The organism is Bradyrhizobium sp. BRP20 (genome assembly GCF_020194215.1).
In the GTDB taxonomy this organism is placed as follows: domain Bacteria; phylum Pseudomonadota; class Alphaproteobacteria; order Rhizobiales; family Xanthobacteraceae; genus Bradyrhizobium; species Bradyrhizobium yuanmingense.
On record NZ_JADYVY010000002.1, the window covers coordinates 97,521 to 118,517 of the forward strand.

Annotated in this window: 17 protein-coding genes; 10 read left to right on the forward strand and 7 right to left on the reverse strand. The window is 64.0% G+C overall.

The annotated features are described in order from the left end of the window. The first annotated feature begins 3 nt into the window (after positions 1–3). The 3 genes from I6F33_RS05025 to fhuB all read left to right on the forward strand — a co-directional run bounded on the left by I6F33_RS05025 (position 4) and on the right by fhuB (position 3,991). Complete coding sequence (locus tag I6F33_RS05025; protein WP_225141381.1) at positions 4–984, forward strand: alpha/beta hydrolase; 981 nt, start codon at positions 4–6, stop codon at positions 982–984. 177 nt (positions 985–1,161) lie between these two features. Further along, entirely contained in the window at positions 1,162–1,998 is an 837-nt protein-coding gene (locus tag I6F33_RS05030; protein WP_225141393.1) for an ABC transporter substrate-binding protein, read from the forward strand. After that, complete coding sequence (gene fhuB / locus I6F33_RS05035) at positions 1,985–3,991, forward strand: Fe(3+)-hydroxamate ABC transporter permease FhuB (RefSeq protein WP_225141395.1); 2,007 nt, start codon at positions 1,985–1,987, stop codon at positions 3,989–3,991. The genes I6F33_RS05030 and fhuB overlap by 14 nt, the downstream gene beginning before the upstream one ends. 6 nt (positions 3,992–3,997) lie before the next feature. On the opposite strand, the gene I6F33_RS05040 is transcribed toward fhuB, so the two are convergent. Then, positions 3,998–4,852, reverse strand: a complete 855-nt coding sequence (locus I6F33_RS05040) for an ATP-binding cassette domain-containing protein (RefSeq protein ID WP_225141397.1) — start codon at positions 4,850–4,852, stop codon at positions 3,998–4,000. Further along, positions 4,849–5,910 (reverse strand): siderophore-interacting protein, encoded by a 1,062-nt coding sequence (locus I6F33_RS05045; RefSeq protein ID WP_225141399.1) that lies wholly within the window; start codon positions 5,908–5,910, stop codon positions 4,849–4,851. The genes I6F33_RS05040 and I6F33_RS05045 overlap by 4 nt, the downstream gene beginning before the upstream one ends. 294 nt (positions 5,911–6,204) lie before the next feature. On the opposite strand from I6F33_RS05045, the gene I6F33_RS05050 reads away from it, so the two are divergent. The 4 genes from I6F33_RS05050 (at position 6,205) to dusA (ending at position 12,699) form a co-directional block, all read left to right on the forward strand. Then, positions 6,205–7,902, forward strand: a complete 1,698-nt coding sequence (locus I6F33_RS05050) for a cyclic peptide export ABC transporter (protein ID WP_225112786.1) — start codon at positions 6,205–6,207, stop codon at positions 7,900–7,902. 177 nt (positions 7,903–8,079) lie between these two features. Beyond that, on the forward strand, positions 8,080–9,141 hold the full coding sequence (locus I6F33_RS05055) for a GNAT family N-acetyltransferase (RefSeq protein ID WP_225141401.1): 1,062 nt from the start codon (positions 8,080–8,082) through the stop codon (positions 9,139–9,141). Positions 9,142–9,163: 22 nt separating this feature from the next. Then, positions 9,164–10,462, forward strand: coding sequence for a lysine N(6)-hydroxylase/L-ornithine N(5)-oxygenase family protein (locus I6F33_RS05060; RefSeq protein WP_225141403.1), 1,299 nt, complete (start codon positions 9,164–9,166; stop codon positions 10,460–10,462). 1,250 nt (positions 10,463–11,712) lie between these two features. Then, positions 11,713–12,699 carry a tRNA dihydrouridine(20/20a) synthase DusA gene (gene dusA / locus I6F33_RS05065; protein WP_225142023.1) on the forward strand — a complete coding sequence of 329 codons (987 nt, stop codon included), beginning with the start codon at positions 11,713–11,715 and terminating at the stop codon, positions 12,697–12,699. A 105-nt stretch (positions 12,700–12,804) separates the two neighbouring features. On the opposite strand, the gene I6F33_RS05070 is transcribed toward dusA, so the two are convergent. The 5 genes from I6F33_RS05070 to I6F33_RS05090 all read right to left on the reverse strand — a co-directional run bounded on the left by I6F33_RS05070 (position 12,805) and on the right by I6F33_RS05090 (position 17,817). Further along, positions 12,805–13,359, reverse strand: a complete 555-nt coding sequence (locus I6F33_RS05070) for a TIGR02281 family clan AA aspartic protease (protein WP_036001607.1) — start codon at positions 13,357–13,359, stop codon at positions 12,805–12,807. 28 nt (positions 13,360–13,387) lie between these two features. Next, the gene (locus I6F33_RS05075) at positions 13,388–13,591 is read right to left on the reverse strand and encodes a DUF1289 domain-containing protein (protein WP_036022214.1); all 204 of its coding nucleotides are present in this window, start codon (positions 13,589–13,591) and stop codon (positions 13,388–13,390) included. 44 nt (positions 13,592–13,635) lie between these two features. Next, positions 13,636–15,231 (reverse strand): HAMP domain-containing sensor histidine kinase, encoded by a 1,596-nt coding sequence (locus I6F33_RS05080; protein WP_036001601.1) that lies wholly within the window; start codon positions 15,229–15,231, stop codon positions 13,636–13,638. Between the two features lie 162 nt (positions 15,232–15,393). Then, a complete protein-coding gene (locus I6F33_RS05085) occupies positions 15,394–16,818 on the reverse strand; it encodes a sodium:proton antiporter (protein ID WP_225126023.1) in 1,425 nt (474 codons plus the stop codon). Between the two features lie 126 nt (positions 16,819–16,944). Next, complete coding sequence (locus tag I6F33_RS05090; RefSeq protein WP_225141405.1) at positions 16,945–17,817, reverse strand: NAD(P)-dependent oxidoreductase; 873 nt, start codon at positions 17,815–17,817, stop codon at positions 16,945–16,947. A gap of 182 nt (positions 17,818–17,999) precedes the next feature. On the opposite strand from I6F33_RS05090, the gene I6F33_RS05095 reads away from it, so the two are divergent. From I6F33_RS05095 to I6F33_RS05105, 3 genes are all read left to right on the forward strand, one after another. Then, positions 18,000–18,437 carry a VOC family protein gene (locus I6F33_RS05095; RefSeq protein WP_036001594.1) on the forward strand — a complete coding sequence of 146 codons (438 nt, stop codon included), beginning with the start codon at positions 18,000–18,002 and terminating at the stop codon, positions 18,435–18,437. A gap of 53 nt (positions 18,438–18,490) precedes the next feature. Further along, the gene (locus I6F33_RS05100) at positions 18,491–19,627 is read left to right on the forward strand and encodes an Mrp/NBP35 family ATP-binding protein (protein WP_036001591.1); all 1,137 of its coding nucleotides are present in this window, start codon (positions 18,491–18,493) and stop codon (positions 19,625–19,627) included. Positions 19,628–19,834: 207 nt separating this feature from the next. Further along, positions 19,835–20,923, forward strand: coding sequence for a TRAP transporter substrate-binding protein (locus I6F33_RS05105; RefSeq protein ID WP_036001589.1), 1,089 nt, complete (start codon positions 19,835–19,837; stop codon positions 20,921–20,923). Positions 20,924–20,997 lie beyond the last annotated feature (74 nt).

The following is a 20,997-nucleotide window of genomic DNA, read 5'->3' on the forward strand; positions in this document are numbered from 1 at the left end:
TCTTTGAGTCTTGATCCAGATATCGCGGCATTGCTCGAGATGGTGCAGGCCGGCACCGAAAGCGGCGCGCGCGTTCCGTTTCCGCAATTGACTGCTGCGCAGGCGCGGGCCGATTTCGATGCGTCCTCGCCGCTGCTCGACGTCGATCCGCCGGCGCTCGCCTACGAGCGGCGTTTGTCGCTGCCGGTGCGGGATGGCGCGATCATCGAGGCGCGGCTCTATGCGAGCGCGCAGCCGAGCGAACGCACTCCCATTCCTGTTCTTCTTTACATGCACGGCGGCGGCTTCGTCGTCGGCAGCCTCGATTCGCATCAGCCATTGTGCCGCGGCCTCGCCGAGGACAGCGGTGCGGCCGTGCTGTCGGTCGGCTACAGGCTCGCACCGGAGCACAAGTTTCCGACCGCTTTCGAGGATGCAGTCGATGCGCTGACCTGGATCGGCCTCGAGGGCCGCGCGATCGGGCTCGATCCCCGCCGGGTCGCCGTCGGCGGCGACAGCGCCGGCGGAACGCTTGCCGCCGCGCTCGCGATCGAAGCGAGGACAAACACGGTCCTTCCGCCGCCGGTGCTTCAGGTTCTCGCTTATCCCGGTCTCAGCTCCCGACAAAGCTCCGCATCCTACGAGCGCTACGGTACCGGCCATCTTCTGGAGCGTAGCACCGTCGATTGGTTCTTCCGGCAATATCTCCGCGACGAGTCGGATCGCGACGATTGGCGTTTTGCGCCGCTCGCAGCGGATGATTTGTCGGGCCTTGCTCCCGCATGCATCGTCCTCGCCGAGTTCGATCCCCTGGTGGACGAGGGGCACGATTATGCAGCCCGCTTGGCGGCGGCCGGCGTTCCCGTCGATCTGCACGTTTATCCCGGCATGATCCATGAATTCCTGCGCATGGGGAATGTCGTGGCCGATGCCTTGCAGGCGAGGGCGACGATCGGGCGGGCGCTGGCCAAGGCCTTTCTCGCCGCTGGTGAAAAGGCGGCCTGATATGGCAATGCAGCGTGAACGAGAGTATGTCATGATCATCATCTCTCGCGCTTCTGTGCGAGAGGCGCCTGAACGGATCCCATGAGCACGACTATTCCAGACCATAGGCTGTCCCGCCGTGCGCTCCTCGGCGTGGGCGCAGCGATCGGAGGCACGGCCATTGCGGGTAGATGGCCAATGGCATTTGCCCAAACCAGTGGACCGCAATCTGGGCTCCGAATTGCCGCGCTCGGCTGGGCCTGTGCCCAGACGATCCTGGCGCTCGGCGTTGTGCCGCTGGTGATTCCGGAGATCGAGCGCTATGGCCGGCTCGTCGTCGAGCCGCCCGTTCCGTCCGCGGTTCAGGAAATTGGTCTGCGTTCGGAGCCAAATCTCGAACTGCTGCAGAGCTTCGCGCCCGACATCATCGTCATCGACCCCAGCATTGCGGCCGCCGTCCCCCGGCTCAAGCTGATCGCGCCGGTCGAAACGTTTACGATCTTCAGACCCGGCGGGCATCCTCTCGACACGGCGCGCCATTCGACGCTGGAGCTTGCCAAACGTCTCGGAGTGCAGTCGGCGTGCGAAGCCTATTTCGCCCGTTTCGACGTCGCCATGGCCGGCTATCGTGAGCGGCTCCAGGGTCGCGGCGGCAAGCCGCTCTATCTCGTCAGCGAGATCGCGCGCAACCGCGCGCTCGTGTTCGGACCGAACAGCCTCTATCAGGAGGTGCTCGATCGGTGCGGATTGAAGAATGCCTGGACGGGACAGAGCGGCCCATGGGGCCATACCAGTGTTGGGCTCGAAGTGCTCGCCGCGGTTCCGGACGCGCGGCTGGTGTTGATGACCTCGCGGGTCGCCGATGTCGAAGCGCTGCTGAAGGCAAGCCCTGTGCTTCAAACCCTGCCGTCTCTTCGGTCGCATCGGCTGACGGTCCTGGGTAACCAGTTCTTCTATGGCGGCGTGCCGGCGGCCGAACGTTTCGCCCGCCTTCTCGCCGAACGTCTGCCGCGGGAAAGCCATGAGCAAGGTTGAGGCACTGCCGGCCCGGTCCGGCTTGGAGATGCATCCGGCGGTGCTGATCGGCTTGCTGCTGGCAGCCGCGGCCGCGCTGACCTGGCGGAACCTGTCCGGATATCTGCCCGCAGGCGCCTGGCTGCCGGTGTTGTGGCGGCCCGAGGTCACCGATCCCCAGCAGATGCTGGTGCACTACACCGTGTTTCCGCGCATCGCAGTGGCGCTGCTGGCCGGCGCAGCCCTCGGTCTTGCCGGCACGGTCTCTCAGCAGGTGTTGCGCAATCCGCTTGCGGAGCCGAGCACCATCGGCGTCCTGAACGGCGCCTATCTTGCGCTGGCCGTGACGACCCTGTGGGCGCCGTCGCTGCTGGCCTTCGGCCGCGAGTGGATTGCGCTGTGCGGCGGGTTCGCTGCGTTCCTGTGCGTGTTCGGGCTGACCTGGAAGCGTGCGCTGTCGCCCGTCGTCCTGGTGCTCGCTGGATTGATCGTCAGCTACTACTGTGCGGTGACCACCCAGGCGCTGGTGCTGCTCAACCACGAATATCTGATCGGTCTGTTCATCTGGGGCGCCGGCTTCCTCAATCAGCAGGATTGGAGCAACGTCACCTTCCTGGCGCCGCGGCTGCTGATTTCGATCGTGCTGATCGCGGCGATGGTTCGTCCGCTGACCCTGCTCGGCTTCGACGACGAGACCGCGCGCAATCTCGGCCTCGGATTGACGAGGGCCCGGGTCTTCGCGCTCGTCATCGCGATCGCGCTCAGCGCGTCGGTCGTCAGCGTGGTCGGCGTCATGGGATTTGTCGGTTTGTCCGCGCCGGCCATCGTCATGCTGTCAGGCGCGCGCCGCTTTCGCGACCGGCTGATCTGGGCGCCACTTTGCGGCGCCCTGCTGCTGTGGCTGACGGATCAGCTCGTGCTTCTGATCCCGCCCGGCTATCGCGAAATGCCGGCCGGTGCGGTGACGGCCCTGATCGGCGCGCCAATGTTGCTCGTGCTGCTGCCACGGCTGCGAGCCACCATGCCGATGGGAAACCTCACGCCATCCGCTCCGGCGCGGCTCGATCATCCCTGGTGCGTGATCCTTTTGGCCTTAGTCTTGCTGCTGCTCGCCGTCTGGATCGCGCTGGCCCTCGGCGTCGGCTCCGACGGCTGGCGCTGGAGCGGCCTGTCGGGCTTGCAGGAATTCTGGCCGTGGCGCTGGCCGCGCGTGGTGTCGGCGCTGGCCGCGGGCGCGACGCTGGCGGTCGCCGGCACGCTGCTGCAGCGGATGACCGGAAACCCGATGGCCGCGCCGGAGGTCATGGGCATCAGCTATGGCGCCGCGATGGGCGTGATCGTTCTGCTCTATCTCTTTCCCGCCCACACCCGGCTGGAGCAGATTGCAGCGGCCGGGATCGGCGCCTTCATTGTGCTGGCGCTGGTGCTGCTGTTCAGCCGGCGGTCCGAGTTCAGTCCGGAGCGCGTGCTGCTGGCAGGCGTCGCCATGAGCGCGGCATTCGGCGCGATCATTGCCATGGCGCTGGCGACAGGCGATCCCCGCATCGGCACGCTGCTGTCGCTGCTGACAGGCTCGCTCTACCAGATCGGCCCGGCCGAGGCCGCAATCCTCGCCGCCGCGGCGCTCGTTCTGCTGATCATGGTGCCAATGCTGTCCCGCTGGCTTGATATCCTGCCGCTCGGACCTGCGACCTCGCGTTCGATCGGCATCTCGCTGACGCGGAGCCGCGTCATCATCATGCTGCTGACGGCGTTGCTGACGGCGACGGCCACGCTGATGGTTGGTCTTCTGAGCCTGGTCGGCTTCATCGCGCCGCATATGGCACGGATGATGGGGGCGCAGCGCGCGCTGCATCAGGCGGCGCTGGCCGCGTTGATCGGGGCGATCCTGATGGTGACGGCGGATTGGGCCGGACGCATGGTGATCTTCCCGTTCCAGATGCCCGCCGGCATCTTCGCCATGATGCTTGCCGGACCCTATCTCATCTGGCTGCTGCGCCCGCAGCGCGGTTGACGGCGCTCACCGCGCGAAGCTGATGAGATGGCCATGGTCCGGCGACGGCATCACGCCCATGGGGATGCCGTAGATGGTTTCGAGCTCGGCCGGCGTCATGATCTTGTCCGGTGTGCCGCGCGCGATCAGCTTCCCGGAATGCAGCGCGATGATCTCGTCGCAGAAGCGGGCGGCCATGTTGACGTCGTGGAGCACCACGACCACGCCGAGATTGCGCTCGCGGGCGAGCTGCCTGACCAGCGACAGCACTTCGATCTGATGAGCGATGTCGAGCGCCGAGGTCGGCTCGTCGAGCAGCAGGCACTCGGCATCCTGCGCAACCAGCATGGCGATCCACGCCCGCTGGCGCTCGCCGCCGGACAACGTATCGACCAGGCGATCCGCAAAGGGTTCGATATGGGTCAACGCCATGGCGTTTGCGACCTTCTCGCGGTCGATGTCACCGAACCGTCCGAGCGCGCCGTGCCAGGGATAGCGTCCGAGTGCGACCAGCTCCTTGACCAGCATGCCCGCGGCGGGCGGCGTCTGCTGCGGCAGGTAGGCGACCTTGCGGGCATAGTCCCGATCGCTCCAGGCGCGCAGTGCGCGGCCTTCGAAACGGATCGTTCCCGACGAGCTTGGCTGCTGGCGCGACAATAATTTCAGCAAGGTCGATTTGCCGGAGCCATTATGGCCGATCAGCCCGACGACGCTGCGTGCGGGAAAGGATAGCGTCAGCGGTTCGAGCAGCGCGCGCCCGGCCACTGCGAAGCCGACCTGGTCGAGCTGGAACAAGGGCGCGGGCGCTTCCAGCGAGGCCTGCGTGACGTCGGTTGGCAAGGCGAGCGTTCTTTCGCTCGTCTGCGCGTGTTGGATCGTCATGGTTGGCGCAGGCTCCAATAGGCGACGGCCAGAACTTGGTCGCGGGAAAGCTTTCGCTCATCGCGCAGATGGTTGCGCAGGGCCTTCAGCGCCTGCGCCTCACACGCGATCCAGGCGAAGACGTCCTGATGGTGCGGCCATCGCACCGCCTTGACGGCGTCGACCAGGAGCTGCGTCGTCCCGGCTGGACGGCCCTCGCGATGCAACCAGCGGATTGCTACCCCGGCCGGGGCGACCAGCGGAACTTCCTCGCGCCGATCCGCGACCTCGATAAAGGCCTCACCCGTCGCCGTCGCGGGCAGCGTCTCCAGAATTCGCGCGATGGCGGGCAGGGCGGTTTCGTCGCCCGCCAGCAGCACCCAGCGCGCCGGACGAATGCCCCGGCCGAGCGGGCCGGCCATGCCGCAGATGGCGCCGGCCGTCGCGTTCACGGCGAACGCCGAGCCCGGCCCGGCATGATCATGGACCACGAAATCGATGTCGATCTCGCGGCTCTGCAAGTCGATGCGACGGATCGTGTAATAACGGGTGACGGGCCTGCGGTCGGGCTCCGGCCACAGGATACGTCCGTCGGGCGCGGGCCACGGCCATTCGGGCTTGGCGAGGCCCTCGGGCGGGAAGTACAGCCGCACGTGCAGATCGTCGTCATTCACGAAACGGGCGATATCGTCGCCCGTGAAGGTCAGCCGCCGCATGTGCGGCGTCAGGGTGATCGCGGCCTTCAGCCGCACTTCACGGAAATTAGCCAGCGTGCCGCCGTTGGATTCATGACCGGACCAAATGATGGTTGGGGCAATGTCGCCCGCGAACTCGATCACATGCGAGGCGACGACCGAGCGCAGCATTTCCAGATTGCCCTTGTCGTTGGCCTCGACGCGGATCTTGAGCGCTTCGGCCTCGACGGCGAGGGAACTGATGCCGAACGGCAGTTTCGCCACCATGAGACCGTCCCGGTCCTCGAAGGCGATGTCATGCTCGGCCAGATGATCGATCATCCGCGCGGCGAGGCCGGCGGCGTCGGGAAGCGCGATGCGGGTTTCGGAGATCAGCAAGTCCAAACTCATTCTCCACCGGCCTGTCCGATGCCAGCCTGCAAGCGCTTCAAATGTCCGGATGTCGCGGCCTGGCACGGCTCTGGATCAAAAATCCTGCTCGCTCGCCGGCTGCGATGCAAAAGCGATACTACCCGCATCATATTAAAGGCATTGCCGATCCCAAATTAGAATCCATCGAAAGAGCAGCGAAAATAACCGCTGGAGTTGCGGTGCTGCCATCATGTATTCGCATCACTTCGGCACGGCTTGTCCGGCCATATAGGTTCGCTTCAGGTCTCCTCCAGCGCGGCTCTCATCATGAACTCACGAAGCGGCCTGACGACGCAGATCCTGCAGCTCCTGCGGCCCTACTGGCCACTCGTGCTCGGCGGCAGCGTTCTCGGAGTGGTCGGCGGTGCCTCCGTCGCGGCGTTGCTCGCGGTCGTGAATCATGGGCTTTATGCCACGCAGGCCGACGTGGTAACGCTGTTTTTCGCCTTCGCTGGCCTGTGCCTTCTGATCCTGATCGGTTCCATTGGCGCCGACATCAGCGCCAATTTTGTCGGACAGCGGATCATCGCCGAGCTTCGTAAGTCGCTCGCCGCCAAAATCCTGGCTGCGCCGATCGATCAGCTCGAAATCTACCGGACGCATCGCCTGATCCCGGTTCTCACGCAGGACGTCGACACGATCAGCGATTTCGCGTTCTTCTTTTCGTCCTTTTTCGTGTCGCTCGTGATCGCGCTCGGCTGCATGGTTTACCTGGCGGTGCTGTCTTGGCAGCTTTTCCTGATCACGGGAGTCGTCATCGTGCTGGGATCGCTGGCGCATGGATATGCGAGGACGCGCGGTGTTCGCGGCTTCAGCACCGCGCGAGAGGCCGAAGATCAGCTGCACAAGCAATATCGCGCGATCGCCGAAGGTGCCAAGGAGTTGCGCCTCAATCGGGTGCGCCGTCGGCGCGTCTATGTCGAGCAGCTCCAGCAGACCGTCGACCGGATCAGCTCGGTGCAGATCAGGTCGATCAATCTGTTCGTGACGGCGCGGGCGTTCGGGACGATGCTGTTCTTCGTCGTGATCGGCGTGGCGCTGACCTTGCGACCGTTCCTGTGGCCCGACAGTCCCGCTGCGGTGTCCAGCGGGTTCGTGCTGGTGCTGCTCTTTATGCGCGGGCCTATTGACCAGGTCATCGGCATCCTGCCGGCGCTCGGTCGCGCCCAGGTCGCGATGCGCCGCATTGCGGAGCTCTCGGGGCAGTTCTCGAGCCCCGAGCACGATCTGCTGGCCAGTGCGCCCGCTGCACCCGGCAAGACCGCCATCGAATCCATCGAGCTCCGCGGCGTAACCTATGCTTTTCGCGCCGTGCCGGGCAGCGATCCCTTTGTCCTCGGGCCGGTTGATCTGTTCGTTCGGCAAGGCGACATCGTCTTCATCGTGGGGCAGAACGGCAGTGGAAAGACGACCCTGATCAAGTTGTTGCTGGGCCTTTATGCTCCGCATGGCGGCGCCGTGCTGCGCGACGGTTCGCCGGTCCTGACGGAGACACGCGACGATTACCGCCAGCTCTTCACGACCATCTTCTCCGACTATTATCTGTTTGAGGATCTCATTCGTGGAGAGGGCGTGGTTCCTGATGTGGCGGAACGCTATCTCCAGCGGCTGGAGGTCGCGCACAAGGTCTCGGTCGAGAACGGCGTGTTCACGACGACGGACCTGTCGACCGGACAGCGCAAGCGATTGGCGCTGATGAATGCATGGCTGGAGGAAAGACCCGTGCTCGTGTTTGACGAATGGGCCGCGGATCAGGATCCGGCGTTCCGGCACATCTTCTATACGGAGCTGCTGCCCGATCTGAAGCGTCTCGGAAAGACCATCATCGTGATTTCACACGATGATCGCTATTTCGGGATTGCGGATCATCTGGTGCGGCTGCGCGACGGCAAGATCGTCGCAAGCGAGGCAAGGGCCAGCAACGTCGCTGGGCCTTCCGCAGTTCCAACCGATGCGCCGCTTTAGACACAATGTAGCGAGCCGCTGGCGCCATCTGTCGCACAAATGACGGCATACGATCCCGTTTTGCGACAGGCCGTCAGATTTGTAGAGAATCTAATCTGCGTGTGCGCGCATTCCTTGTCAGCCTGTAGGCGAGTGATCTACACCACGCCTCAGCGATGATCGAGATGCGAGGGCCGGATGAACAAGGCTTCGGATTCCGGGACCGGACCTCGTGCGTTCCCGGTCGGCCCATATTCCTCTCAGACCGTTTTCCAGGAGGGCGATCGCCTTCGCGTCGTCGCCGCCGATGTGACCGCGTTGGAACTGCGTCTGCGCGAGCGCGTCGATCACCTCGATATCCTGAATGCCTCGGACGACCGCGAGGTTGCGGCACGGGCGGTGTCGGCGTCCGCCGAGGCGCTGTTTGCCTGGCGACCTGGCGCCGATCGACTTGTTCTGGACTTCGCTGGAAGAGCGCCGCTTGCACGAGAGCTGACCGAGAGTGGTCTTGCCATCATGTCCGAGGGGCGACTGGTGCTGCTGCCCGAACTGGTGATGCAGCGGCGGGACAACTGGCTGGTCAACCCCGGGCGACCGCCATTGCCGCAACTCCACGTCATGACGGACGGCAAGCGCCATCCGCGCCGCGCCGCAAAGCCGGCGGGAAAGGTGTACGGTCGTTTCATTCCCTGGCTGTCGGAGGTCATCTCGTTTCGCGTGGCCGATCTCGAGAATGACCTCCATTTGTTGCACCGCTGGATGAACGATCCTCGCGTCGATGCATTCTGGAACGAGGCGGGCGATCTCGACAAGCATCGGCGATATCTGGCCGGCATTCTGGCCGATCCTCATATGCTGCCGTTGATCGGCTGCTTCGGCGAGCAGCCGTTCGGCTATTTCGAGCTCTATTGGGCCAAGGAAAATCGCATTGCGCCGTTCTATGATGCCGACGACTATGACCGGGGATGGCACGTGGTCGTGGGCGAGGACGCTTTTCGCGGCGGTCGTTACATCAGCGCGTGGCTGCCGTCTCTGATGCACTACATGTTTCTCGAAGATTGCCGCACGCAGCGGATCGTCGGGGAGCCGGCGGCCGCGCACTCCCAGCAGGTTCGCAATCTCGAGCGCTCGGGGTTTGCGAAGATCAAGAATTTCGACTTTCCCCATAAGCGCGCGACCCTGGTCATGCTGTTGCGCGAGCGCTTCTTCGGCGATCGGCTTTGGCTTCCGGCAGCCGCCGGCCCAACGGTCTCGTCTTAAAGCGCAAGCGGAGCGCGGCTTCATGTCCCATCAACTTGCGATCGAGCACGACGTCATTGGCGTCGGATTCGGGCCTTCCAATCTCGCGCTCGCCATCGCATTGGACGAATGCGCGAAGCGATCACGGCTGAAATGCACGCCGCTGTTCGTGGAGAAGCAGCCGCACTTCACCTGGCATGGCGGCATGCTGCTTCCGGGCAGCGACATGCAGATATCGTTTCTCAAAGATCTGGTCTCCTTGCGCGATCCGACCAGTCCCTTCACCTTCGTGAACTACCTGCATAAGCGCGGCCGCCTACTGGATTTCATCAACTGCCGGACGTTCTATCCGAGCAGGGTCGAGTTCAACGATTACCTGCAGTGGGTGGCGAGCCATTTCAAGTCGCAGGCCGCTTACGGCGAGACCATCGTCGCCGTCGAGCCGGTGACGGCCGGGCAGACGGTGACGTCGTTGAGGGTGCATTCGCGCTCGCTCGCCGGCGGGGAGACCGTGCGGCTGGCGCGAAATCTCGTGGTCGCGGTTGGAGGCCAGCCCTATGTTCCGCAGGTGTTTGCCAAGGCTACCGACGATCGCAGGCTGCTGCATTCCAGCCGCTATCTCGACCTGATAGAGCGCGTTGTCCCGCGCGGCCGGTCCGTGCGCGTGGCCGTCGTCGGTGGCGGACAGAGCGCGACCGAGGTAACGGTCGATCTTCATGGCCGATGTCCCGAAGCGCATATCGATCTGATCTTCCGCGGCCATGCTCTCAAGCCGTCCGACAGCAGTCCCTTCGTCAACGAGATCTTCAACCCGGACTATACGGACTTCGTCTACGCGCAGCCTGACGAGCGGCGGGATGCGATCGTCCGCAACTTCCGGAACACCAACTACGCCGTCGTCGATGCCGACCTGCTGGACCAGCTTTATCGGCTGCTCTACCAGCAGCGCGTCGGTGGCGACACAAGGGTCATGTTGCGTCCCCGCAGCGAGATTTCCAATGTGAATGCGGGACCGGACGGCATCGAGATCGGCGTGATTGACAAGTTCCGCGGCGAAAACCGTCGTTCGACTTATGACGTGGTCGTGCTGGCGACGGGATACGACAGGGAGACGCCGCACGGGTTTCTCGAACCGATCCGCCGCTACATTCGCGATGCGGCGCTGGATCGCAACTACCGGCTCGTGACCAATCCGGCGTTCCGGCCGCAGATCCACCTCCAGGGCTATTCGGAATCCTCTCACGGTCTGAGCGACACGCTGCTTTCGGTGATTGCCGTGCGGTCGCAGGAGATTGCGGAGTCTCTGCTCTCGACAATCTCGCGCCGGGAACTCATCGCCTAGAACACGATCCGGGAGAGATCGCAGCTCCAAAAGCCTTGCGCGGATCGAGATTGAAACGCATCACGAATCGTCCCGTTCTCATTACACAATAGCCGGCGTTCTCGCGGTCACCCTGCAACGTGTTCCGCTATCGCTTTGGGGTTCCCCGATCTAGAACCTGTCTAATCGAGATCAACCGCAGCGTGTACATGTGAGACAACGCCGATTGGCTTTGCTAGAGGAGTTCTTAGAACGATCTTGGAACGTCTGAAAGTCTAGCTGGAATTGACCGTGAGGAAAGCTCTCGTTCCCAAGCAGGGGCAAAGCCTTCTCCCTGAGCGAATTGCAGGCATTCTGGTTCACAGTCCGCTTGCAGCGTTGGTTGGCAAAGAGCCCGTGACGCGCATGCACTACCTCCTCGAGATTGCGTCGCTTCACACCAAGACCGAGCTCCTGGCGCAGCCGGGCTTGGGACGTTCAGGCGTGCGTCGCATCGAGAACTGGATGGCCTCTCACGGACACCGCATGCGCGACGTGAATGAGAGTCTCGATAGCGTCATCTGCCGCTTTGCGTTCCGACGTTCTTCCGTTCGGAAAGGAAACGTTCGTTCTCTCCCCTTATCGGCGTCGCCCTCGCGTTTCACGCGGGCAGCTGGTGGCTAAGGCGGTACATGCGTCGGCACAAGCAGGTCGATTGTTTTCAGACGCTGTCTCACGAGCTTGAGCATTGGACCGGCGCTCCCTGTCGAAGCCAGCGAGCTCGCCCGAGTGCTCGCAGGCGAGCTACTGCTTGAGCTTGGTGTAGCGCCGCGGCGTACGCCAATCCTCGCGGCCCGCAACAAGCGAGGTAAGGACGGCCGAGTGGCGAAGCCTGATCTGATCAGGCGCAACCACGCTGCACAGATTTGCTGCATGGCGACGTGCTTGGAGCAGCCTGCGCTGCAATAGCGTGCTTGATTTCGCTTTCGATCTCTCATGTTGGTTAGGGGCTATCGTGTCCACGACATGTGCACCGGGAGATCAAGGCAAATCTTCCGACGGCCCACGTGAGTGAGCATGCTCTTCGCGCGCTACTCGCTGGCAGCGGACTGGTCGCGTTCGACGTGTACGCGTTCGAGCGCGGCGCCGCGCCGTGCTGCCGCGAACCGCTTGCCGTCTGGTCTGGCGCCGGCTTTCCCCGCGCCGATTGGCTCGCAGAGCGTGCCATCGGGCCCGGCACGGTCATGAAATCCGCTATTCCCGTCGGGGGCTCGAAAGTCTATATGATCCATATGTTGTCTCATCGCTTTTCCGTGGCACCCATGATGGATTGGACCGACCGGCATTGCCGGGTGTTCCACCGTCACCTGACGCGGCGGGGATTGCTCTATACCGAGATGCTGACGACCGGCGCGATCATTCACGGCGACCGGGTGCGGCTGCTTGGGTTCGACGCGGTCGAGCACCCCGTGGCGCTTCAGCTCGGCGGATCGGATCCGCGCGAGCTCGCGGCGGCGGCACGGATCGGCGAGGACTTCGGTTATGACGAGATCAATCTCAATGTCGGCTGCCCGTCCGATCGTGTGAAGGATGGCCGTTTCGGCGCCTGTCTAATGGCCGAGCCGGAGCTGGTGGCGAGGTGCGTCGACGCGATGAAGCGCGTGGTCGCCGTTCCCGTCACGGTGAAGTGCCGCATCGGCATCGATGATCAGGATCCGGAGGTCGCGCTCGATGCGCTCGCGCGTGCGGTGGTCGCCGCGGGCGGCGATGCGTTGATCGTGCACGCCCGCAAGGCCTGGCTCAACGGCCTGTCGCCGAAGGAGAACCGCGATATCCCGCCGCTCGACTATGATCGCGTCTACCGGCTCAAGCGCGCGATGCCCGATGTGCCCGTCATCATCAATGGCGGCGTTCGGAGCATCGACGAGGCAAAGGCGCATCTTGCCCATGTCGACGGCGTGATGCTCGGCCGCGCCGCCTATCAGGAGCCGTGGCGGCTGCTCGCGGTCGACCACGAAATCTTTGGAGGGCCGGCGCCGCACGCCACCATACAGGACGCGCTCGAGGCGATGATGCCCTACATCGAAGAGCAGCTCGCGCACGGCACGCGGCTGCACGCGATCACGCGGCATTTCGTCGGCGCATTTCATGCTGTGCCCGGCGCGCGTGCGTTCCGCCGGCATCTTGCCGAGCAGGGTGTGAAGCCCGGCGCCGGTCTCGACGTGCTGCGCGAGGCGATCACGTGTGTCGGGGCCCGCGCGCCGGCTGAGGCGGCCTAAATGAGCGGGAGCATGATCCGGAAAAGTGCGCAGCGGTGTTCCGAAAAGATCATGTTCAAACAACAGCCTAAAGCGCGAGACGATTCATCCTAATCGCATCGCGCTTTAGTCGACCGCCGTACGCGCGCGGCGGGGACTGCGCTGCTGCTCCGGATACCCTGTCAGCATCAGCGTGTCGGCGCGCACGCCCCAGCTTTCCAGCCGGTCGAGGAAGCTCATGCCGAGCAGATTGGTCTTCATCTGGCCGCGCTGCACGACAAGGGCCGGCACCGACTTCTCGACCAGCTTGCCGACGGCGAGACGGTCGAGCGTGAGCCGCGCTGCCTTGGTGTGGCCGCCTGCGGTCTCGAGATCGACGTCGTATTCAAGCATCTCGAGCGGCAGCCCGATCGCCCTTGCGGTTTCCCAGGTCAGCACCACCGACGTCGCGCCGGTATCGATCACCATCGGCGCAGTGACGCCGTTGATCTTCGCGCGCAGCGTGAATTCGCCGCCCTGGCCACGCGGGATCTGCACGGCCGGCGCCGGAGAGGCGGCTTGTGCGCGAAAAATATGCGAGACCTTGTGGCTGGCGCGCGCGATCTGGTCGGGATCGCCATAGGCGACGACGGCACCTGCCGTGCCGGCGAGCATGATCAGGACGAGCAGGAAGCGGATCATCGCGCGCCTCCAAGGGCACGCAGGCGGATCAGACGTGCTTTGGGGATCCAGCGATCGGCACTAGTCCGGCTTCCGTCATGCGCTCCGGCAAGAGGGCCATGATCGCGCGCCGGTCCGCGCTCTCCATGGCGTGCCAGCGTGCGATCTCCGGCAAGGTGCGGCCGCAGCCGAAGCACAGCTTGGTCTTGGGATCGATCATGCACACGGCGACGCACGGCGTTTCTTTGCTCATACGGACATAGTGAGGGATGATCGGGCATGTCTGCAAGCATCTCGTTAAGAGCCTGTGCCGGCACTCATGATCGGCTTGTGCCGCGGCCGGCGTTTCTCGTCCGGCACGACGGAGCTCTCCGGCTGGAGCGGTGGAGAATCGTCCGAGAGTGGGGCAAGCGCGCTCATCACGCGCTCCGGCGGGAATGTGACGATCACCTCGGTGCCGATGCGCAGCTTCGATTTCAACGTGAACGTGCCGCCGTGCAGGTCGATCAGGTTCTTGGCGATCGGCAGGCCGAGGCCGGCGCCCTGTTCAGCCGACTTGATCGAATTGGAGCCCTGGCCGAACGAGGCGAGCACGACCGGGATCTCGTCCTCGGGTATGCCGGAGCCGGAATCCCTCACCGAGAGATATTGTCCGCCGGAGGCGGTCCAGCCGGCCTTGAGCCAGATCTCGCCGCCCTGCGGGGTGAACTTGATCGAGTTGGAGAGCAGGTTGAGCACGACCTGGCGGATCGCGCGCTCGTCGGCCCAGAGCCGCGGCATCGCCTGCTCGAACACTTCGTGGATGGTGATGCCGCGGCTCGAGGCACGCAGCTTCATCAGATGATGGCAATCGGCGACGATGCCGACCAGGGACACCGCTTCCTCGTTGAGCTCGTAACGGCCGGCTTCGATCCGCGACAGATCGAGGATCTCGTTGATGAGGTTGAGCAGGTGCACGCCGGAATTATGGATGTCGGCGGAATATTCCTTGTAGACCGGTACCGCATGCGCGCCGAAAATCTCGCTCTTCATGACCTCTGAGAAGCCGAGGATGGCGTTCAGCGGCGTCCGCAGCTCGTGGCTCATCTGCGCGAGGAAGCGCGACTTGGCGACGTTGGCGGCTTCGGCGCGGTGGCGCGCTTCGTCCGAGATTGCCTTGGCCTGCTCCAGCTCGCCGATCAGCGCGTCCTTTTCCGCACGTGCTTCCAGCGTGGCGAAGGTGGAGGAGTGCAGGCGGTGCGCCAGCAGCACGAAATAGCCTTCGGCGGCGAGCGACAGCGCTGCCAGGATGTAATTGTCCAGCGATCCGGTCGTCACGAAGCTCAGCGCCATCGCAACCGCGACCGGCGCCGTGGCGGCGAGGGCTGCGATCGGCAGATTGGCCGCGAGCATGCTCGATACTGCGATCACCAGCAGCATCAAGAACATCATCAGCGTTTCCGTGACCATGTCGAGCACGGGATGGATCAGGATCGCCATCCAGCACAGGCCATAGAGCAGGTCGAGCACGACGAAGCGCGTCCGCCATGCGCGTGTCGCGGCCGGCGAGGCGGGCTCGGTCAGGAAGCGCCGGCAGCTGCGGATCATGGCGCTGTGGATGCAGAGCATGCCCGCGGTCCAGGCCGCGGCCGGGATCGGCTGCATCCATAGCCCGAACAGCACGCCGGTCGCCACCACCAGGAGCATCACGACATAGGAGGCCGACAGCCGGGTCTGGGCGTATTGCCGCAGCATCTCGGCGTCGAAAGCCGGCCGGGTTCCACTGGTCGACGTTAACTTGTCGCGCGCCTCGCGCACCCGCTGCGCCGCAGCCCTTCGGCTGCTCGCCGATGGCGCGCTCACCGGCTCGGCCGGAAGCTGCACGACCTCGGGCTTTTCAGCGGGGTTACTCATCAAGCAACACGGATTCCTGCCCACGCCGGACGCGGGCTTTCTGCATTGTCTATCTCTGGCAAGAAATCCTTAAGAGCTGACTTAAGGAGCTAAAGAATTACGTTAACCGAACGTTAATTCATACGCAGTCCGGGCGGCCGCTTTCATCAACCCGCGCTTCAATCATCTGAAGAAAACGAGCGTGACCAACCCGAAGACCGGCAGCAGCAGGACGGAGGTCCAGGCCATGTATCCGAAGAAGCCGGGCATTGCGACACCACTCGCTCGAGCAATTGCGTACACCATGAAATTGGGCGCGTTGCCGATGTAGGAGTTTGCGCCCATGAACACCGCACCGGCGGAAATCGCGGCAAGGGTCAAGGCGCCGTTCGTCATCAGATGCTTGGCGTCGCCTCCGGCAAGTTCAAAGAAGACCAGATAGGTCGGCGCATTGTCGAGAAAGGATGAGAGCAGGCCGGTCAACCAGAAATATGCGGCATTGTTCGGCGTGCCGTCTGCGTTGGTGACCATGTTTACGACGGAGGCAAACGCGCCGGATTTGCCGGCGTTGAGAATCGCGAGCACGGGAATGATGGTGATGAAGATCGCGGCAAACAGCTTTGCCACTTCGATCATCGGGCCCCAAGAGAAGCCGTTCGCGTCGTGGTCCTCCTTCGAGGTGACGGCGAGAGATGCGAACACGACTCCGATCATCACGGCATCGCGCAGGAGATTCTGCACCTGGAGATGCGTGCCGAGAACTTCAAATCCGCCGAGGTCGAGCTTGGCACTCAAGAGGATCGCAGCGATGATGACTCCCATCAAAGCGAAGTTGAGGCCGCCGCTGATCCGCAAGGGATTGTCCGGAGTTGGGTCCGGTTTGACGCGGCCTTCCTTGCGATAGAGATAAGTATCGATGCAAAAGAACAGGGCGAGCAGAATCCAGGCCGCGAACGTGGTCTGGGGAAGCAGGTGTGTCGTCGTCCAGAAAAAATCCACGCCGCGCAGGAACCCCAGAAACAACGGGGGATCTCCCAAGGGGGAGAGCGAACCGCCGATGTTGGACACCAGAAAGATGAAGAAGATCACGACGTGCGCGTTGTGCCGCCGATCGTCATTGGCGCGGATCACCGGTCGGATCATGACCATTGAGGCGCCGGTCGTGCCGATGACGCTCGCGATCAGAGTGCCGAGAGCGAGCAGCAGCGTATTCAGGACGGGGGAGCCGTGAAGATTGCCGCGCACCACGATTCCGCCGGCGACGGTAAACAGGGCGAGGAGCAGCAGAATGAACGGGACGTATTCGAGCAGCGCCGTGTGAACGAGCGCTTGGACGGTTGGAAGCGGGCCGTACCAGATTGCAAGCGGCAGCGCGATCAGGGTGGCCCACATCGCGGCAATCTTGCCTTGGTGATGCTCCCAGAAGTGAGGCGCGGCGAGCGGAAATATGGCGATCGAGAGCAGCATCCCCGCGAATGGAAGCGCCCATTGCGGGCCAATGCTGGCACCATCGAGCGATGCGGCAAGCGCCTGCGAAGGTGATGCCAGCAGGGCCAGGAGCGCGACCGGGAACAGGCGCGCAACAACAGCAAGGACGGCGGCGATCACGTTAGGCAAGGCTTCCCCCCGGAAGTCTATGATTGTTTCGGTCGGCGCGCTTTACGGAACGCCGTCGCGACGGATGTCGCGACGACGTTCAAAGCCGGCTACGCCGAACCAGGCCGCAACAGAGCGTCAGCGTTGCAGGCGTGCGAGCAGGCTCGACGTATCCCAGCGCTTGCCGCCCATCTTCTCGACCTCGGAATAAAACTGATCGACGAGCGCGGTCACCGGCAGATTGGCGCCGTTGCGGCGGGCTTCGGCCAGCGCGATCGAGAGGTCCTTGCGCATCCATTCGACCGCGAAGCCGAAATCGTACTTGTCCTCGTTCATGGTCTTGTAGCGGTTCTCCATTTGCCAGGACTGGGCGGCCCCTTTCGAGATGGTCTCGATCACAGCGGCGACGTCGAGGCCGCTCTTCTTGGCGAAATGGATGCCCTCGGAGAGGCCCTGCACCAGACCGGCGATGCAGATCTGGTTGACCATCTTGGTCAGCTGGCCGCTTCCGGCGGGCCCGAGCAGCTTGCACATCCGCGCATAGGCGCCCGTGATGATCGGCTCGGCGCCGGAATAGGCGTCCTGCGCGCCGCCGCACATCACCGTCAGCACGCCGTTCTCGGCGCCGGCCTGGCCGCCGGACACGGGGGCGTCGACGAATTTGAAGCCGGCCTTGGTCGCGGCCGCGTCGAGCTCACGGGCGACCTCGGCGGAGGCAGTGGTGTGGTCGATGAAGGTCGCACCCTTCTTCATGCCGGCGAAGGCGCCGTCGGGGCCGATCGTGACCGCGCGCAGATCGTTGTCGTTGCCGACGCAGCACATCACGAAATCCTGACCCTCGGCGGCGGCCTTCGGGGTCGGCGCGGTCTTGCCGCCGAACTTGTCCGCCCATTCCTTCGCCTTCGCCGCGGTGCGGTTGTAGACGGTGACCTCATGGCCCCCTTTTTTCACGAGGTGTCCGGCCATGGGGAAGCCCATCACGCCAAGACCGAGGAAAGCGACTTTAGCCATAGTGGTACCTTGTCCGTAGTTCGGGTTTACGGTTCTTGCCAAGCGAGGGATGCCTGGGTTCCGCGGGGAGGGCGGACCGGAGGCGCACCATAAACCCTTGAGGCCAGAGGGCAACGGCTTCGTTTGGCGGCCTGCCGTGCTAGGGTGGCGACCCAAGGACTTCAAAACAAGGGAGCGAGAGCATGGGCGGCGTGAGCGTAGGCGTCCTCGATCATTTCAACATCCGGACCCGGAATCTGGCCGAGACCGTCCGCTTCTACGAAGACGTGCTGGGCCTGGAAAAAGGTGCGCGGCCGAACTTCGCCTTCCCGGGCGCCTGGATGTACAGCGAGGGCAGGCCGGTGGTTCACCTCGTCGACATTTCCCCGACCGACGAGCCACAAAAGCCGGATTCCGGCGTTGTCCACCATGTCGCCTTCGCCAGTCGCGGCTTTGACGGTATGAAACAGCGGCTGGCGTCAAAGAAGATCAAGTTCGAGGCCCGCCAGGTGCCCGGTGGCGATCTCTGGCAGATCTTCGTCCACGACCCCAACGGGGTCATGATCGAGCTGAACTACGAGGCCGCCCTGGAGCAGGGGGCGGCGCCGGCCGAAAAGGCGGACGATATCGGCAGACAGTAGCCTTTTGGGCGTTTCCGCTCTAATGGGGCATCCTCAACTGCAGGAGATGCGCTTTGAGCGTGACGCAGCAACAGGTTCTCGATAGCCTCGCCAGGGTCCAGTCGCCCCGCGGGGTCGCGCTCCCCCATGCCAATGTGCTGAGCGCGATCAGCGCCTCCGACGGCAAGGTATTCTTCTCGATCAATGTCGACGCCGCCGAGGCAAGAGCCTGGGAATCCGTCCGGGCCGAAGCGGAAGCCGCCGTGCGCAGCATTCCCGGTGTCACCACCGTCATGGTGGCGCTGACCGCCGAGCGCAAGCCGGGCTCCGCGCCGCCGCCACCCCCGCAGCCGAGCCGCGGCACGCCCGGCGTGCAGCCGGCCCATGCCCACAAGCCGCCCCAGGGCGGGGGGTCGCCGATGGCGCGGCAATCGGAAATTCCCGGCGTTGCCGCCGTAATCGCGGTCGCCTCCGGCAAGGGCGGCGTCGGAAAGTCGACCACGGCGCTCAATCTGGCGCTCGGCCTGCGCGACCTCGGCCTCAAGGTCGGGCTGCTCGACGCCGATATCTACGGCCCCTCGGTGCCGCGCCTGACGGGCCTGCGCGACAAGCCGGAGCTGAACGACGAGCGCAAGATGATTCCGCTTCGGCGCTTCGGGCTCGCCATCATGTCGATCGGCTTCCTGGTCGAGGAGGAGACCGCGATGATCTGGCGCGGTCCGATGGTGATGTCGGCGGTGACGCAGATGCTGCGCGACGTCGAATGGGGCAAGCTCGACGTGCTGGTCGTCGACATGCCGCCGGGCACCGGCGATGCCCAGCTCACGCTGGCGCAGAACGTGCCGCTCAAGGGCGCCGTGATCGTCTCGACCCCGCAGGACCTGTCCCTGATCGATGCGCGGCGGGGGCTTGCCATGTTCAAGAAGGTCAACGTGCCCGTGCTCGGCATCGTCGAGAATATGAGCTACTTCCAATGTCCGCATTGCGGCACCAAGTCGGATATTTTCGGCCATGGCGGGGCGCGGCACGAGGCCGAGAAGCTCGGCGTCCCATTCCTGGGCGAAATCCCCCTGCACATGGCGATTCGCGCCACCTCGGACGCCGGCAATCCCGTGGTCGACAGCGAGCCGGACGGCCCTCATGCGGCGATCTACCGCGCCATTGCCGGCCAGGTCCGGGACCAGCTCAAGGGTGTCATCGCCGCGGCCTGAATGGGGGGCACCGCGGCAGGCTCCGGGGCATGCGACTTTCGTAGAGCCCCGTCATGTCATTGTCGCGTTCCGAAACCGGGCTGGCCGTGTTAAAGGCCCCCCGCAGTCAAGCCCCTTCGGTTCGACGCGACCTCAACGCGTCGCCGGAACGAGCGGCGGCAAGAAGAGAAGTCAAGGGGAAACGCCCCAGCAAGGAGAGACCTGAAGATGAAGCGTCGTGATTTTCTCAAAGTGTCGGCAGCAGGCGCGGCGGCGACCGCGGTGGCCTCGCCGGCGATCGCACAGTCCTCGCCCGAGGTGAAGTGGCGCCTGACTTCGAGCTTCCCGAAGTCGCTCGACACCATCTATGGCGGCGCCGAGCAGGTGGCGAAGTACGTCGCCGAGATGACTGACAACAAGTTCCAGATTCAGGTGTTCGCCGCCGGCGAAATCGTCCCCGGCCTCCAGGCGCTCGATGCGACCTCGAACGGCACGGTCGATATGTGCCACACCGTCTCGTACTATTACGTCGGCAAGGACCCCACCTTCGCGATCTTCGCCTCGGTGCCGTTCGGCCTCAACGCGCGCCAGCAGAACTCGTGGCTCTATCAGGGCGGCGGCAACGAGCTCGCCAACGAGTTCTTCAAGAAGTCGAACGTGATCGGCTTCCCATGCGGCAACACCGGTACCCAGATGGGCGGCTGGTTCCGCAAGGAGATCAAGACTGTTGCCGACCTCTCCGGCCTCAAGATGCGCATCGGCGGCATCGCCGGCCAGGTGCTGCAGAAGGTCGGCGTGGTGCCGCAGCAGCTCGCTGGCGGCGACATTTATCCCGCGCTGGAGAAGGGCACCATCGACGCCGCCGAGTGGGTCGGCCCCTACGATGACGAGAAGCTCGGCTTCGCCAAGGTCGCCAAGTATTACTATTATCCGGGTTTCTGGGAGGGCGGTCCGACTGTCCACGCCTTCGCCAACCTGGAAAAGTTCAATGCGCTGCCGAAGAGCTATCAGGCGATCCTCACCAACGCGACGGCGAATGCCAACAGCTGGATGGCTGCGCGCTACGACATGCAGAACCCGGCGGCGCTGAAGCGCCTGGTCGCCGGCGGCACCCAGCTTCGTCCGTTCACCAACGAGGTGCTGGAAGCCTGCCTCAAGGCGACCAACGAGCTGTGGGCCGAGGTTTCCGGCAAGAACGCCGACTTCAAAAAGGCCATTGACTCCATGCAGGCCTACCGCTCCGACGAATATCTGTGGTGGCAGGTTGCCGAATATACCTACGACAGCTTCATGATCCGCTCGCGCACTCGCGGCTGATTTATTGCTTAAGTAGTAAGACCGGAAAGCCCGGCCTCGCTCGCGAGGCCGGGCTTTTTCTTTGCCGCAGTGCG

What these genes read in the sequence shown, in the direction of transcription:
- I6F33_RS05105 (WP_036001589.1), top strand. Translation starts at nt 19,835, where the DNA reads ATGAAGCGTCGTGATTTTCTCAAAGTGTCGGCAGCAGGCGCGGCGGCG.
- I6F33_RS05040 (WP_225141397.1), bottom strand. Translation starts at nt 4,852, where the DNA reads ATGACGATCCAACACGCGCAGACGAGCGAAAGAACGCTCGCCTTGCCA.
- I6F33_RS05050 (WP_225112786.1), top strand. Translation starts at nt 6,205, where the DNA reads ATGAACTCACGAAGCGGCCTGACGACGCAGATCCTGCAGCTCCTGCGG.
- dusA (WP_225142023.1), top strand. Translation starts at nt 11,713, where the DNA reads ATGTTGTCTCATCGCTTTTCCGTGGCACCCATGATGGATTGGACCGAC.
- I6F33_RS05095 (WP_036001594.1), top strand. Translation starts at nt 18,000, where the DNA reads ATGGGCGGCGTGAGCGTAGGCGTCCTCGATCATTTCAACATCCGGACC.
- fhuB (WP_225141395.1), top strand. Translation starts at nt 1,985, where the DNA reads ATGAGCAAGGTTGAGGCACTGCCGGCCCGGTCCGGCTTGGAGATGCAT.
- I6F33_RS05030 (WP_225141393.1), top strand. Translation starts at nt 1,162, where the DNA reads ATGGCATTTGCCCAAACCAGTGGACCGCAATCTGGGCTCCGAATTGCC.
- I6F33_RS05060 (WP_225141403.1), top strand. Translation starts at nt 9,164, where the DNA reads ATGTCCCATCAACTTGCGATCGAGCACGACGTCATTGGCGTCGGATTC.
- I6F33_RS05080 (WP_036001601.1), bottom strand. Translation starts at nt 15,231, where the DNA reads ATGAGTAACCCCGCTGAAAAGCCCGAGGTCGTGCAGCTTCCGGCCGAG.
- I6F33_RS05070 (WP_036001607.1), bottom strand. Translation starts at nt 13,359, where the DNA reads ATGATCCGCTTCCTGCTCGTCCTGATCATGCTCGCCGGCACGGCAGGT.
- I6F33_RS05075 (WP_036022214.1), bottom strand. Translation starts at nt 13,591, where the DNA reads ATGAGCAAAGAAACGCCGTGCGTCGCCGTGTGCATGATCGATCCCAAG.
- I6F33_RS05055 (WP_225141401.1), top strand. Translation starts at nt 8,080, where the DNA reads ATGAACAAGGCTTCGGATTCCGGGACCGGACCTCGTGCGTTCCCGGTC.
- I6F33_RS05090 (WP_225141405.1), bottom strand. Translation starts at nt 17,817, where the DNA reads ATGGCTAAAGTCGCTTTCCTCGGTCTTGGCGTGATGGGCTTCCCCATG.